Raw genomic sequence first — 14,648 nt, 5'->3', positions numbered from 1 at the left:
GGTTTGCGGGGGTGTGAGCGGCATGGATGCCGCGACCAAGCCCCCATGGATGGGTTCACGGCGCCCCCCGCAAACCCGCACCGACCTGCCAAGCCGTGGGACCAAGCAGAGCCGACGCCTTTGACGTGGCCCTTGATCTGCCGTTTAGGCTGTTGGCCCCGGTGAACCGCCCAACATCACCCACCGCTGGGGGCGCGGGAAGCAACCGTCAAGCATCTGCTCATGCCCGTACGGCATCAGGGCCTTCCGGATCGGCCTGAATGTGGGGCCGGATCGCAGGGGTCTGCTCGGTTGCCGGCCACGGGCCGGCACTACAATGCCGGCATGCAGATTGGTCCCTACAACATCCAGCCCAACGTGGTGCTCGCCCCCATGGCCGGCGTCACCGACAAACCGTTCCGGCTGCTGTGCAAGCGCCTGGGCGCCGGCCTGACCGCGTCTGAAATGACCATCTCCGACCCCCGCTTCTGGACCACCCGCAAATCCATCCACCGCATGGACCATGCCGGCGAACCCGACCCCATCAGCGTCCAGATCGCCGGCACCGAACCCCAGCAGCTTGCCGACGCCGCCCGCTACAACGTCGACCACGGCGCCCAGATCATCGACATCAACATGGGCTGCCCCGCCAAGAAAGTCTGCAACGCCTGGGCCGGCTCCGCCCTGATGCGCGACGAAGACCTCGTCGCCCGCATCCTCAGCGCCGTCGTCGGCGCCGTCGATGTTCCGGTCACCCTCAAGATCCGCACCGGCTGGGACTGCGACCACCGCAACGGCCCCCGCATCGCCCACATCGCCGAAGACAGCGGCATCGCCGCCCTCGCCGTGCATGGCCGCACCCGCGACCAGCATTACACCGGCAGCGCCGAATACGAGACCATCGCCGCCATCAAGGCCGCCCTCCGCATCCCCGTGATCGCCAACGGCGACATCGACAGCCCGCAGAAGGCCGCCCACGTACTCGGCCAGACCGGCGTCGACGCCGTCATGATCGGCCGCGCCGCACAGGGCCGCCCCTGGATTTTCCGCGAAGTCGCCCACTACCTTGCCACCGGCACCCTGCTGCCGCCGCCCAGCCTGCACGAAGTGCGCGACATCCTGCTCGGCCACCTGCATGCCCTGCACGATTTCTACGGCGAACCCCAGGGCGTGCGCATCGCCCGCAAGCACCTGGGCTGGTACGCCAAGGACCGCCCCGAGAATGCCGCCTTCCGCGCCGTCGTCAACCGCGCCGAAGACGCCGCAGGCCAGATCGCCCTGACCACCGACTACTTCACCGCACTGGCCGCCGGCGAACCGCTGTCCTCCGCCGCCTGATCCCCCCATCTCCGGGCCTGCCCCGCGCCACGTGACCGCCATGACCCCGATTGCCGCCCCCACTTACCTGCACGGCTTCTCCAGCACCGAACAGCACCGCCTCGTCACCCAGGCCCGCCTGCTGGAATCGTCCATCTTCAACAACATCGACTACAGCGGCGCCCAGCGCCTGCTCGAAGTCGGCAGCGGCGTTGGTGCCCAGACCGAGATCCTGCTGCGCCGCTTCCCCGAACTGCACGTCACCGGCGTGGACCTCAGCGAAACGCAGCTGGCCACCGCCCGCCAGAACCTCGAAAAGACCCCCTGGTGCAGCGAGCGCTACACCCTGCTGCAGGCCGACGCCGGCAACCTGCCGTTCGGCGCACGCGAGTTCGATTCCGCGTTCCTGTGCTGGGTGCTCGAACACGTGCCCTCGCCCGCCCGCGTGCTCAACGAAGTGCGCCGCGTGCTGGTGCCCGGCTCGCCCGTCTACGTCACCGAAGTGATGAACGCCTCGTTCCTGCTCGACCCGTACTCGCCGCACATCTGGCGCTACTGGATGGCCTTCAACGACTTCCAGTACGACCACGGCGGCGACCCGTTCGTCGGCGCCAAGCTCGGCAACCTGCTGCTGGCCGGCGGCTTCCGCGACGTGCACACCGAGATCAAGACCATCCACCTGGACAACCGCGAACCGGCCCGGCGCAAGACCATGATCGCCTTCTGGGAACAGCTGCTGCTGTCGGCCGCCGACCCGCTGCTGGAAGCCGGCCTGGTCGACCAGGAAACCGTGGACGGCATGCGCCGCGAGTTCAGCCTGGTGCAGAACGACCCGAACGCCGTGTTCTTCTTCTCGTTCGTGCAGGCCCGCGCCACGGTGTATTGAATCAGGGCGCGTTCCAGATCCGCTCCCACATCACCGCGAAGCGGCGCTTGACCCGCGCCCTGCCCTGCTCGCCTTCGTAGGCCGGGCGCAGCTGCTCCGGCGGGATCGCCACCCAGCGTTCCCCCTCCGCACGCGCCACCGCGAAGGTGAACGTGTAATCCGGTTCCAGCCCCATGCGCAGATCACTCAGCTGCAGCTGGCCATCGACCACCTGCGCGCGCATGAAGCCCCGGTTGAACCAGTTCAATCGGGCAACGGCGGGAATGTGCGCGGCCTGGCGCAGCGCCTGCACGTTTGAGGGATAGCCACGGAACGTCATCGGCCCACGGTCGGCCACCAGCGAACGCTCGCCGACCACATAGCCGCTGGGCGTCATCGCCACCACCTGCCACAGCACCGTGTTGAACGGCGTGGCGACCGAGAACCGCGGCGCATCGCCCAGCCCCATCGCCGCCAGCGCACGGTCGGCGTCGCGGTCGACCTGGTGCTTGGCCAGCAGCGACCAGCCCAGGTACCCGGTGCTCAGCACCAGCCCCGCCAGCAGCGCCTTCTGCGCCAGCGGGCGGCTGCGCGCGAACCATGCCACCGCGCAGCCCAGCAGCAGCCACACCGTGTACAGCGGGTCGATGATGAAGACGCTGGACCACATCGTCGGCGGCGGAGTGAACGGCCACCACAGCTGGGTGCCGTACACCGTGAACGCATCGAGCAGGGGATGGGTGATCAGCGCCAGCTGGATCGCCCAGAACCAGCGCGCCGGCGCCTGCGCCACGCGGCCGTGGCCGAAGCGTTTGAAACCCCACCAGATCAACAGCGCCACCCAGGGCAGCACCAGCAGCGAGTGGCTGTAGCTGCGGTGCTCGGTCATCAGCGCCACCGGGTCGGTGGCGGTGAAGGCCAGCAGCAGGGCATCCAGGTCCGGCAGGGTGCCCAGCGCGGCGCCGGCAAGCAGCGCGGCGCGGCGGTGGCCGGCGGGGGCGATGGCGGCGGCTACGGCGCCGCCCAGAACGATCTGGCTTAGGGAATCCATTGGCCGATGTTACGGGACGTCCGCGCGAGCGTGTGGCCGTGGTGGTCCAACAGGCGCAGGCTGCCGTCGGGGTCTTCGGCCAGCGCGGTCAGGCTTTCGACCCAGTCGCCGTCGTTGGCGTAGACCAGGCCGTCGCGTTCGACCAGCGCGGCGCGATGGATGTGCCCGCACACGATGCCGTCCAGGCCGCGTTGGCGCACGTCGGCCAGGCCGGCCTGCACGAACCGTTCGATGTAGCGCTCGGCGGCAACGCTGCGCTTCTTCAGGAACGCCGACAGCGACCAGTAGCGCAGCCCCAGCCGACGCCGTGCCGCGTTGAGCAGCCGGTTGCCGGTGAGGATGCGGTAGTACAGCCAGTCGCCGAAGCGTTCCTGCAGCCCACCGAAGTGGGTGGCACCGTCGTAATCGTCGCCATGCACCACCAGCAGCCGGCGGCCGTCGGCGGTGGTGTGGATGGCGCGGCGGCGCACCCGCATCGCCGGCAGCATCAACCCGCACAGCTGGCGCAGCGACGCATCGTGGTTGCCGGGGATGTAGACGATCTCGGTGCCGGCCCGGCGCAGCGCATGCAGCGCCTGGATCACCTCGCTGTGTGCCGCCTGCCAGCTGGCGCGGCGGTGGGCCAGCCACCACAGGTCGATGATGTCGCCCACCAGGTACAGCCGCTGGCAGCGCAGCCGGCCCAGGAACGCCGCCAGCTCGGCGGCGTGGCAATGTTGCGAGCCCAGGTGGACGTCGGACAGGAACACGGTCCGCCGCCACGGGGCCGGACCGCCGCCCGGGGTTGGCCGGCCGGGCGCGTCCCGTTCACTGTCCGGCAGGGCATCCGGCCCGGCCGGTGGGCCGACAGCGACCCGATCCACCCCGTGATACCGCAGACGCTGCTCGATGGCGTGCATGGCGCGTGCTCCTTCCCGGCGGCTGAATGGCCGGGAGCCTGCGCCCGTCACGCGGCAGCACGGTGACCGTTTGACGGCAGGTTGATGACGCCGCCCCCAAGGCACCGCCCGTTCGGTCGTGGTTGTCACGCTGGTGGAACACTGGGCCACGACGCTGGGACCCAATCACGCTCTGGCGGCCCCTGCCGATGGGCACGCCGGCTTAACCATGGGCAACCCCCGCTGGGCCACAATGCAATGGCGCGACTTGCCGTGTATCATTCGCGCCCATCTTTCCATCCGAATCAAAGGATATTACGCCTGATGTCCAGCTACCTGTTCACCTCCGAATCGGTCTCCGAAGGCCATCCGGACAAGATTGCCGACCAGATCTCCGATGCGGTGCTGGACGCGATCCTTGCCCAGGACCAGCGCGCCCGCGTGGCCTGCGAAACCATGGTCAAGACCGGTGTTGCGATCGTGGCCGGTGAAATCACCACCTCCGCCTGGATCGACCTGGAAGCGGTGACCCGCAAGGTGATCCTGGATATCGGCTATGACAGCTCCGACGTCGGCTTCGACGGCGCCACCTGTGGCGTGCTGAACCTGATCGGCAAGCAGTCGCCGCACATCGCCCAGGGCGTGGACCGCAAGAAGCCCGAAGAAATGGGCGCTGGCGACCAGGGCCTGATGTTCGGCTATGCCACCAACGAGACCGACAGCTACATGCCGGCCGCGATCCACCTGTCGCACCGCTTGGTCGAGCAGCAGGCCAAGATCCGCAAGAAGAAGAACTCGCCGCTGTCGTGGCTGCGCCCGGACGCCAAGAGCCAGGTCACCCTGCGCTATGAAAACGGCGCCGTGGCTGCCATCGACGCGGTGGTGCTGTCGACCCAGCATGCCCCGGGCATCAAGCAGAAGGACCTGATCGAGGCCGTCCGCGAAGAGATCATCAAGCCCGTGCTGCCGGCCAAGTGGCTGCACAAGGGCACCAAGTTCCACATCAACCCGACCGGCAAGTTCGAGATCGGCGGCCCGGTGGGCGACTGCGGCCTGACCGGCCGCAAGATCATCGTCGACACCTACGGCGGCTGGGCCCGTCACGGTGGTGGCGCGTTCTCGGGCAAGGATCCGTCCAAGGTCGACCGTTCGGCGGCTTACGCGGCCCGTTACGTGGCCAAGAACGTCGTCGCGGCCGGCCTGGCCGACCGTTGCGAAGTGCAGGTCTCCTACGCCATCGGCGTGGCCGAGCCGACCTCGATTTCGGTCACCACCTTCGGCACCGGCAAGATCAGCGATGACACGATCGAAAAGCTGATCCGCAAGCACTTCGACCTGCGCCCGTACGGCATCATCAAGATGCTGGACCTGATCCACCCGATGTACCAGCAGACCGCAGCCTACGGTCACTTCGGCCGCAAGCCGAAGGACTTCAGCTACCTCAACGCTGCCGGTGACACGGTGAACGCCACGGCCTTCTCCTGGGAGAAGACCGATCGCGCCGCCGCCCTGCGTGCGGATGCGAAGCTGAAGTAAGACACGACGTAGCACCGGGCCCTGCCCGGCGATGGTCGATACAGGAAGGGCCGCGCAAGCGGCCCTTCTTTTTGCCCGTTGCAAGCAACGGCCAACCCAAGCGAGCATGTCGGGATCGACCAGGGACGCTCGCATATGCTCTCCAACCTGTTGGACAGGTGGTTCAAGGACACCCCCGGCCACGACGCATTCGCCGAACGCTTCATCACCACCGCCCGCCGCAGCGGCGTCACCCAACCGATGACCTACGACGCCGCGCTGTTCCGCGTGCAGGTCGGCCAGAGCAGCAACTACTTCAATCTGCACAATGCGCACCGGGCGTACGTGGATGCGCCGCGTGGCAAGCAGCAGCAGGCGCTGGACCCGTTCGTGCGCACCCTGCGCGCCAGCGTTGACCGCCAGCCCGGATGGGACGAACTGCGGCCCCTGCTGCGCCCGGTCATCCGCAGCCGCGGTCAGCTGGAGCATGTCCGGCTGCAGGGCATTGCGGACACGGGATGGGACACCCCCAACACCCTGCAGTATCGCCAGCTCAGCGAGGAGTGCGTGGAGCTGATCGCCGTCGACCATGCCGAACACATGGTCACCCATCAGGAGGGACCGGCGCCGGAATGGGGCGTTTCCCTGCACGAAGCGCTCCGCATCGCGCGCAGCAACCTGCGCGACATCGCGCCGGTCGATTTCGAGCCCATCGCGCCCGGCCTGTTCCGCGCCGCATGGGCAGACTGCTACGACAGCAGCCGCGCCCTGCTGCCCGAGCTGGTGAACCGGGTACCGGTGGCCGGGCGCCCCGTGTTCCTGCTGGCCACACGCGACCTGATGATGGTGGCCGGGGAGAACGACGAGGCGGCACAAGGCCAGATGTTCGACATCGCGCTGGAGGAGATCAAGGCAGGACGGGCCATCTCCTCGGAGCTGTTCTGCCATGACGACGACGGACAGATCACGATCCGTGAGCCGGCGACGGCCGAATTGCGCCAGAAGCAGCACCAGCTGCGCCTGTCGCTTCGCCAGGATGCCTATCAGGAGCAGAAGGCGCTTCTGCAGCGCATTCACGAAGCCCACGGCGTCGATGTGTTCGTGGCCACGTTCATGGTGTACCGCAATGACACCGACACCTTCTCGATCGCCAGCTGGGCCCAGGGCGTGGACACATCCCTGCCCCTCACCGACTACCTGGCCTTCGTGGTGCCTGAGGACGACTCCCGCGTGATCCGCGCGCCCTGGAACACGGCGATGCCGATCATCGGTCACCTGCTGGAAGCCGACCCGCGCCATCTGTACCCGCCGCGCTTCCTGACCCGTGGCTTCCCCACCGCCACGCTGCTGGCGCGTCTGGAGGGGCGCTGAGCGGTAAACTCAGCCGATGCCTACCGATATCAAATCCCACCAGCTGACCATGACCGTGCTGATGTCGCCGGAGATGGCCAATTTTTCCGGCAAGGTCCATGGCGGGGCGATCCTGCGGCTGCTCGACCAGGTCGCCTACGCCTGCGCCAGCCGCTATGCCGGCCGTTACGTGGTGACCCTGTCGGTGGACCAGGTGACCTTCCGCGAACCGATCGCGGTCGGTGAGCTGGTCACTTTCCTGGCCTCGGTGAACTACACCGGTACCTCGTCGATGGAAGTCGGGGTGAAAGTGGTGGCCGAGGACATCCTCAAGCGCAGCGTGCGGCACGCGAACAGCTGCTTCTTCACCATGGTGGCGGTGGATGACGACGGCAAGCCGACCCCGGTGCCGCCGTTGCAGCTCGAATCCAGCGACCAGCGCCGCCGCCAGGCCGCCGCGCTGCTGCGCCGGCAGCTGCGGGCGGAGATGGAACAGCGCCAGCGCGAGCTGCTGGCGTCGAATCCGCCGTCGCCGGAATAAGCGTCACCCCGTGTTCTGTACGCCCTGGGATACGCCGTTCACGCATGCCACCAGGGCGCGCAGCACCTCGTCATCCTCGCCGCCGCTTTCGCGCCAGCGGCGCAGCAGGTCGACCTGCAGCACGCTGATCGGGTCGATGTAGGGATTGCGCAGGCGGATCGACAGCGCCAGCCGCTGGTCGTGCTGCAACAGCTCGTCCTGCCCGGTGATGTCCAGGATCAGTTTGCCGGTCAGCGCCAGCTCGCGCTGGATCTGCGGGAAGAACGTGGCGTGCAGCGGGCCGGCCAGCTGCGAGAACTGCTCGGCGATGGTGATGTCGCCCTTGGACAGCACCATCGCGATGTCGTCCAGGAACGTGCTGAAGAACAGCCAGTCGCGCGCCATCTCCTGCAGCGTGGCCTGGTGCCCGGCATCGATCGCCGCCTGCAGGCCGCTGCCCACCCCATACCAGCCGGGAATCACCGCGCGCGCCTGGCTCCAGGCGAACACCCACGGAATCGCGCGCAGGTTGGTCAGCGCAGCGTCCTGTCCGAGCCGCCGTGACGGCCGCGAGCCCAGCGTCATCCGTTCGATTACATCGATCGGCGTGGCCTGGCGGAAGTACTGCATGAAATCGCGCTGGCCGACGAACGCCCGATAGGCCTCCGCGCTCTTCCCGGCCACGAGGTCCATCACCGGGCGCCACTGTGCCTCGCGCGGCTCGGGCGCACGCGGGCGCAGGCTCGAGCGCAGCACCGCGCCGGTGGACTGCTCCAGCGAGCGCAGCGCCAGCGCGCGGATGCCGTACTTGCGGTGGATCACCTCGCCCTGCTCGGTCACGCGCAGGCGGCCATCGATGCTGCCGCGTGGCGAGGCGTCCACCGCATCAGTGGTCTTGCCGCCACCGCGGCTGATCGAGCCGCCGCGGCCGTGGAAGAAGGTCAATCGGATGCCGCTTTCGGCGGCCACTTCCAGCAGCTCCACCTGGGCGCGCTGCAGGCCCCAGCGCGACGCGGCGATGCCACCATCCTTGCCGCTGTCCGAATAGCCCAGCATCACCATCTGCACGTCATCGCGCGCGGCCAGGTGCGCGCGGTACACGGGGTCGGCCAGCAGGTCGCGCAACGTATCGGTGCCGCGCTGCAGGTCGTCCACGGTTTCAAACAGCGGGGCGATATCCAGCGGCACCGCGCCGGCCTCGTCCACCAGTCCGCCACGCCGTGCCAGCGCCAGCACCGCGAGTACATCGCTGCGGTCGTGGGCCATGGAAATGATGTAGCTGCCCAGGGCATCGGCGCCGTGGCGGCGGCGGGCATCGGCCAGCGCGGCGAACACCGCATCGAGGCGTTGGCCGCCGGCTTCGGTGCTGGCGGGTAATGCCTGCCCGCCGCTGGCGAACGGCGCCAGGCGCTGCGCGCGCGCGATCGCGTCGGCCGCGTCCCAGGCGTCCTGTCCATCCAGCACGCTGGCCAGCGCGCGCCCATGCACGCTCGATTCCTGGCGCACGTCGAGCCGCGCCAGGTGGAAGCCGAACGTGCGCACCCGCCACAACAGACGGCGCACCGCGAAGCCACCGGCGTGGTCGCCCTTGTTGGCATGCAGGCTGTCGAGGATCAGCGTGATGTCGTCCTCCAGTTCCCGTGGCGAGGCGTAGGCGCCCTCGGCGTCCTCCAGCGTGGCCTGCACCCGCGCGCGCATGCGGTCGTTGAGCAGGCGGTAGGGCATGTCGGCATGCCGCGGGCGCGAGACCACCTTGGGTAGCAGCTGCTGGTAGTGCGCCACCCGGGCCTGCAGCGCGTCGCTGACCGCCACCCGCTCGGTGGACTGGCTGAGCAGGCTGGCCAGCTGCAGCAGGTCCTTCTGGTAGCGGCCCAGCACCGCCTGGCGCTGCGCGTCGAGCGTGTTGCGGATGGTGCCGGCATCCACGTTCGGGTTGCCGTCCATGTCGCCGCCCACCCAGGTGCCGAAGCGCAGCAGCCGGGGCAGCGGCACGCTGTCGCCATAGGTATCGAGCAGTGCCTGCTGCAGCGATTCGTACAGCACCGGGATCACCCGGTACAGCACCTGCACCAGGTAGAAGCCGACGTGTTCGCGCTCGTCGTCCACGGTCGGCCGCACCGGCGAGGAATCGGTGGTCTGCCAGGACGCGGTGAGCGCCATGCGGAAGCGTGCCGCGTCAGCGGCGGCTTCGCCCGGGGTGCGCTGGCCGTCGAGGTTGTCGACCAGGCTGGCCACCATCAGCTGTTCTTTTTCCAGCAGCGCGCGGCGTACTGCTTCGGTCGGGTGCGCGGTGAACACCGGCTCGATGTCGATGCGCGGCAGCCAGCTGGCCAGCTCCTCCAGGGTGACGCCCTGCGCTTTGAGCTGCTGCAGGGCATCCTGCAGGCCATCGGGCTGCGGCGCGGTGCCGGCGCGCTGGTAATCGCGGCGGCGACGGATGCGGTGCACCCGCTCGGCGATGTTGACCACCTGGAAGTAGGTGCTGAACGCACGCACCATCGCTTCGGCGCGTTCGGGCGGCAGCCCGGTCAACGCATCATTGAGATCGGACAGCGGCGCCTCGCTCTCACGGCGCGCGATGGCGCGGGTGCGCACCTGTTCCACATCATCGAAGAACTGCGTGGATACCTGCTCGGCAAGCAGGTCGCCGACCAGTGCGCCGAGTCGGCGCACATCGTCACGCAGGGGAATGTCGGGGGTGGCAAAGACGATGCTGCTGCGGTACTCGTTCATCTGCGACGCACTGGCCTCGGGAACGGAATCGCATCAAGCCTAACCCAGATTGCGCGGCAATCCCTGCCGCGCAAATGGTTTCAATTGCATGTGTTGCAGCCGCCGGGCAACGCCCGGCGCGGCATCATTTGATCTTCATGCCCGGCCCGATGGTCTGCTCCAACCACCGCTCGCTTTCGGCCAGCATGGTCATCAACGACTCGCGCGCACGGTAGTGATGCGACTCGTTGGGCAGCATCACCAGCCGCGCGGTGCCGCCCAGCCCCTTCACCGCCGCGAACATGCGCTCGCTCTGGATCGGGAACGTACCGGAATTGTTGTCGTCCCCGCCGTGGATGAAGAGGATCGGATCCTTGATCCTGTCGGCGAAATTGAACGGCGACATCTTCAGGTACACGTCCTGTGCCTGCCAGAAGTTGCGCTCCTCGGCCTGGAACCCGAACGGGGTGAGCGTGCGGTTGTACGCACCACTGCGCGCGATACCCGCCTTGAACAACCGCGTATGCGCCAACAGGTTGGCGGTCATGAACGCCCCGTACGAATGCCCGCCGATGGCGATGTGCTCACGGTCGGTCACCCCACGCCGCACCACTTCATCCACGGCTGCTTCGGCATTGGCCACCAGCTGCGGCAGGTAGGTATCGTTGGGTTCCTTGTCGCCTTCGCCGATGATCGGCATCGACGGACTCACCAGCACCGCGTAGCCCTTGGCCAGGAACGCCTGCGGGCCCCAGAAACCGATGGCGTTGAAGCGGTAGGGCGAATCGGTCACCTGGCTGGCCGCCGCAGCGGTCTTGAACTCGCCCGGGTAGGCCCACATCAGCATCGGCAGCGGGCCATCCTTCTTCACGTTGTAGCCCGGCGGCAGCATCAGCGTGGCGGTCAGGTCGACGCCGTCGTTGCGCTTGTAGCGGATCTGCTCCTTGCTCACCCCACGCAGCTGCGGCAGCGGATGCTCGAAGCGGGTCAGCGCGCGCGGGGCCGCCGTGGCATCGGCCAGCGACTGCACGTAGTAGTTGGCCGGCGTATCGGGCGACTCGCGGGTGAGCAGCACGGAGGTGCCTTCCTGGTCGAGCAGTGCCTGCGGCAGCGAGTAGGTCGGTGCCTGCGAATGGAACAGGCGGGTGGCGGTGCGGCTCTCGAGGTCGAAGCGGTCCACGAACGGGCGGTCGCCTTCCGGCGAGGCGCCCTGGCCGATCAGGAAGATGCTGCGCCCATCTTCAGTGATCTGCAGGCGCGAACGCCCGTTCACGTCGCGTACCAGTGCCGGCTTGCCCGGATCGTTGTAGCGGTCCTGCGATGAGCGCTCGGACAGCAGCTGCGGGGCCTGGTCGAGCTGGTCCGGCGCGATGCGCCACTGCTTGACCACGCGCGACTTCCACCACGACTCGTTGAGCAGCGCCAGGTCGCCACGGCCCCACTGGATGCCGGCATAGCGGCTGCCCAGCTGCGCCAGCGTGACCGGCGGCGCGTCGAACGGCGCGGCCTGCATCAGCACCGCATCGCGCACCTTGGAATCGCGGGCCGGATCGCCGCCATCCTGGGCTTCGGCCCAGACCAGCGTGGCCGGCGCATCGGCGCGCCAGCTCACCTCGCGCACCCCGGTCGGCACCGCGTCGTTGCCGGTGGGCAGGCCTTCCACCAGCGGCAGGGTGGCCACGGTGTGCTGCAGCCGGCCATCGGCGGCGGACAGCACTTCGATGCGACGCGGGAAATCATCGGCCGGCACCAGGTAGGAGTATGGACGCTGCACGCGCTGGGCCAGCACATGCTGCCCGTCCGGCGAGATGCTGACATCCAGGTAGACGCCCGCGGTGGACAGCGGCGCGGTCACGCCGTTGAGCGCGACCCGGACCGGCTGCGAGCTGGCGTAGTGATCGAACAGGCGCGCATCGGCTTCGTTGCTGAGCAGGTCCTGGTAGGTGCGGATCGCGCGCACGCCGGCGTCGGCCTGGGTCTGCTGGATCGCCGGGCCGACCGGAATGCCGCCCGCGGCCGGCGCCGGGCCCTGGCCCTTGACCTGCTGGGTGACCACCAGCCCGCGGCTGTCGGGCAGCCAGTCGTAGCCGCTGCCGAACACGGTGTTGAGGTCGGCTAGCAGGCGACGCGCACTGCCGCTGGCCACGTCGATGATCCACAGCTCGTTGGCACCGCTGGCCGCCTGCACCTGGTTGAAGGCCAGGTACTGCTGGTCCGGCGACCACGCCAGCGAGGCCACCGACAACGGCTGCGGCAGACCGGTGATCTGGCGCTCCTTGCCGTCGGCGATGTTCATCAGCCACAGCTTGTCGGCGAAGGTGAACGCGCTGGCCGAGAAGGTGGCCGGGTTGATCCGCACGCCGGCCAGCTTCAGCTCGGGCTGGGCCACTTCGTTGATCGACGGCAGCGGCGGGGTCTGCAGCAGCGCGGCGATATCGCGGCGCGGCGACAGGCTCAGGGTGGGCGCGCGCGGGGCGTTGGCCACCGCCTGCAGCGCGGCCGACGGCAGCTGGTAACCCTGCGCTGCCGGCGCGGCCACGGCCTGCGGCGCTTTTTTGCCGGCGGTGGGCGTCGCCGCCAGCGCCAGTGGCGCCACCGCCAGCAGGGCCATGCCCGCGATCAGCCGGCTGCTCCAGCGCGCGCGGCGCGTACGGTCATTGCCTGTCATCTTCCCACCCCATGCTGTGCAAACCTTGGACCTTAACAGCGGGGCGCGGTTTGCCCCCCTGCCGATGGTTGGGGGCCGGCACCGATTCATGCCCGGGCGGTGCGCCGGGATATAATGGGCATCCCCTCCACCGAGGGGCGCTGCGACCGCTGCCGGACCTGTTCCGCACGGCCAGGCTCGGTGGCAGGGCTGGTTCCAACGGCGCCCGGCGAAGACGAGCCATTCGTCCATTACCGGAGCTTTTGCATGAACGCTGTTGCCAAGACCTTCTCCACCGAAGGTGATTACAAGATTGCCGATATCTCGCTGGCCGACTGGGGCCGCAAGGAACTGGATATCGCCGAGCACGAAATGCCGGGCCTGATGTCGATCCGCCGCAAGCACGCCGCCACCCTGCCGCTGAAGGGCGTGCGCGTGACCGGTTCGCTGCACATGACCATCCAGACCGCCGTGCTGATCGAAACGCTGAAGGACATCGGCGCCGACGTGCGCTGGGCCTCGTGCAACATCTTCTCCACCCAGGACCATGCCGCTGCGGCAATCGCCGCGTCGGGCACCCCGGTGTTCGCCTGGAAGGGCGAGTCGCTGGAAGAGTACTGGGACTGCACCCTGGACGCGCTGACCTTCACCCTGCCCGACGGCACCCTGACCGGCCCGGAACTGGTGGTCGATGACGGTGGCGATGTCACCCTGCTGATCCACAAGGGCTACGAGCTCGAAAACGGCAGCACCTGGGTCGACGAAAAGGCGGCCTCGCACGAAGAACAGGTCATCAAGGACCTGCTCAAGCGCGTGGCGAAGGAGCGTCCGGGTTACTGGGCCCGCGTGGTCAAGGACTGGAAGGGTGTTTCGGAAGAAACCACCACCGGCGTGCACCGCCTGTACCAGCTGGCCCAGGCCGGCACCCTGCTGATCCCGGCGATCAACGTCAACGACTCGGTCACCAAGTCCAAGTTCGACAACCTGTACGGCTGCCGCGAGTCGCTGGCCGATGGCCTCAAGCGCGCGATGGACGTGATGCTGGCCGGCAAGGTCGCCGTGGTCTGCGGCTACGGTGACGTGGGCAAGGGCTGCGCCGCGTCGCTGCGTGCCTACGGCGCGCGCGTGGTGGTGACCGAGATCGATCCGATCTGCGCCCTGCAGGCGGCGATGGAAGGCTTCGAGGTCAACACCATCGAATCCACCCTGGGCCGTGCGGACCTGTACGTCACCACCACCGGCAACAAGGACATCATCCGCATCGAGCACCTGAGCGCGATGAAGGACCAGGCGATCGTCTGCAACATCGGCCACTTCGACAACGAAATCCAGGTCGATGCGCTGGTCGGCTTCCCGGGCGTGCAGCACATCAACATCAAGCCGCAGGTGGACAAGTACGTGTTCCCGAACGGCAACGCGATCTTCCTGCTGGCCGAAGGCCGCCTGGTCAACCTGGGCTGCGCCACCGGCCACCCGAGCTTCGTGATGTCCAACTCGTTCGCCAACCAGACCCTGGCCCAGATCGACCTGTGGGCCAACAAGGACAGCTACGAGAAGAAGGTGTACCTGCTGCCGAAGAAGCTGGACGAGGAAGTGGCGCGCCTGCACCTGGAAAAGATCGGCGTGAAGCTGACCACCCTCACCAAGGAACAGGCCGATTACATCGGCGTGCCGGTGGAAGGTCCGTTCAAGCCGGAGCATTACCGCTACTGATGGTCGAGGGTTGCCAGCCAGGGGCTGGCACTACCCCACGCAACGGGCGCCTTCGGGCGCCCGTTTTCGTTATCCGGGCTTCACCCGGAGTGCACCCTGCC

Annotated in this window: 10 protein-coding genes and 1 riboswitch; of the genes, 6 read left to right on the top strand and 4 right to left on the bottom strand. The window is 68.1% G+C overall.

Annotation, left to right across the window (positions count from 1 at the left end):
* Positions 1–324 precede the first annotated feature (324 nt).
* A complete protein-coding gene (gene dusB, locus QMX79_RS16060; protein ID WP_282247623.1) occupies positions 325–1,317 on the top strand; it encodes a tRNA dihydrouridine synthase DusB in 993 nt (330 codons plus the stop codon).
* A 40-nt stretch (positions 1,318–1,357) separates the two neighbouring features.
* Entirely contained in the window at positions 1,358–2,182 is an 825-nt protein-coding gene (locus QMX79_RS16055; protein ID WP_068849287.1) for a methyltransferase domain-containing protein, read from the top strand.
* A 1-nt stretch (position 2,183) separates the two neighbouring features.
* Here the strand turns inward: QMX79_RS16055 and QMX79_RS16050 are convergent, their stop codons facing one another.
* Positions 2,184–3,212, bottom strand: coding sequence for a metal-dependent hydrolase (locus QMX79_RS16050; RefSeq protein ID WP_282247622.1), 1,029 nt, complete (start codon positions 3,210–3,212; stop codon positions 2,184–2,186).
* A complete protein-coding gene (locus QMX79_RS16045) occupies positions 3,200–4,111 on the bottom strand; it encodes a UDP-2,3-diacylglucosamine diphosphatase (RefSeq protein WP_282247621.1) in 912 nt (303 codons plus the stop codon). Before QMX79_RS16045 ends, QMX79_RS16050 begins: the two co-directional genes overlap by 13 nt.
* A gap of 303 nt (positions 4,112–4,414) precedes the next feature.
* Between QMX79_RS16045 and metK the strand changes: the two genes are divergently transcribed.
* The 3 genes from metK to QMX79_RS16030 all read left to right on the top strand — a co-directional run bounded on the left by metK (position 4,415) and on the right by QMX79_RS16030 (position 7,496).
* Complete coding sequence (gene metK, locus QMX79_RS16040) at positions 4,415–5,626, top strand: methionine adenosyltransferase (RefSeq protein ID WP_282247619.1); 1,212 nt, start codon at positions 4,415–4,417, stop codon at positions 5,624–5,626.
* Positions 5,627–5,761: 135 nt separating this feature from the next.
* Entirely contained in the window at positions 5,762–6,976 is a 1,215-nt protein-coding gene (locus tag QMX79_RS16035; RefSeq protein WP_282247618.1) for a hypothetical protein, read from the top strand.
* Between the two features lie 16 nt (positions 6,977–6,992).
* A complete protein-coding gene (locus QMX79_RS16030; protein WP_282247617.1) occupies positions 6,993–7,496 on the top strand; it encodes an acyl-CoA thioesterase in 504 nt (167 codons plus the stop codon).
* 3 nt (positions 7,497–7,499) lie between these two features.
* Here QMX79_RS16030 and ppc read toward each other — a convergent pair whose 3' ends face one another.
* Both ppc and QMX79_RS16020 read right to left on the bottom strand, forming a co-directional pair.
* Positions 7,500–10,208 carry a phosphoenolpyruvate carboxylase gene (gene ppc / locus QMX79_RS16025; protein ID WP_282247616.1) on the bottom strand — a complete coding sequence of 903 codons (2,709 nt, stop codon included), beginning with the start codon at positions 10,206–10,208 and terminating at the stop codon, positions 7,500–7,502.
* A gap of 124 nt (positions 10,209–10,332) precedes the next feature.
* Positions 10,333–12,855: a prolyl oligopeptidase family serine peptidase gene (locus QMX79_RS16020; protein WP_282247615.1), complete on the bottom strand. Its 2,523-nt coding sequence runs from the start codon at positions 12,853–12,855 to the stop codon at positions 10,333–10,335.
* A gap of 126 nt (positions 12,856–12,981) precedes the next feature.
* A riboswitch (S-adenosyl-L-homocysteine riboswitch) is annotated at positions 12,982–13,069 on the top strand.
* A gap of 32 nt (positions 13,070–13,101) precedes the next feature.
* Here QMX79_RS16020 and ahcY point away from each other — a divergent pair.
* Positions 13,102–14,547, top strand: coding sequence for an adenosylhomocysteinase (gene ahcY, locus QMX79_RS16015; protein WP_068849268.1), 1,446 nt, complete (start codon positions 13,102–13,104; stop codon positions 14,545–14,547).
* Positions 14,548–14,648 lie beyond the last annotated feature (101 nt).

Origin of the sequence: Stenotrophomonas sp. PS02300, from assembly GCF_029959395.1 — a bacterium.
Taxonomy (GTDB): Bacteria; Pseudomonadota; Gammaproteobacteria; order Xanthomonadales; family Xanthomonadaceae; genus Stenotrophomonas; species Stenotrophomonas maltophilia_AD.
Note: the sequence above shows the minus strand (reverse complement) of the source record. Positions and strands in the feature narration are given on the sequence as shown.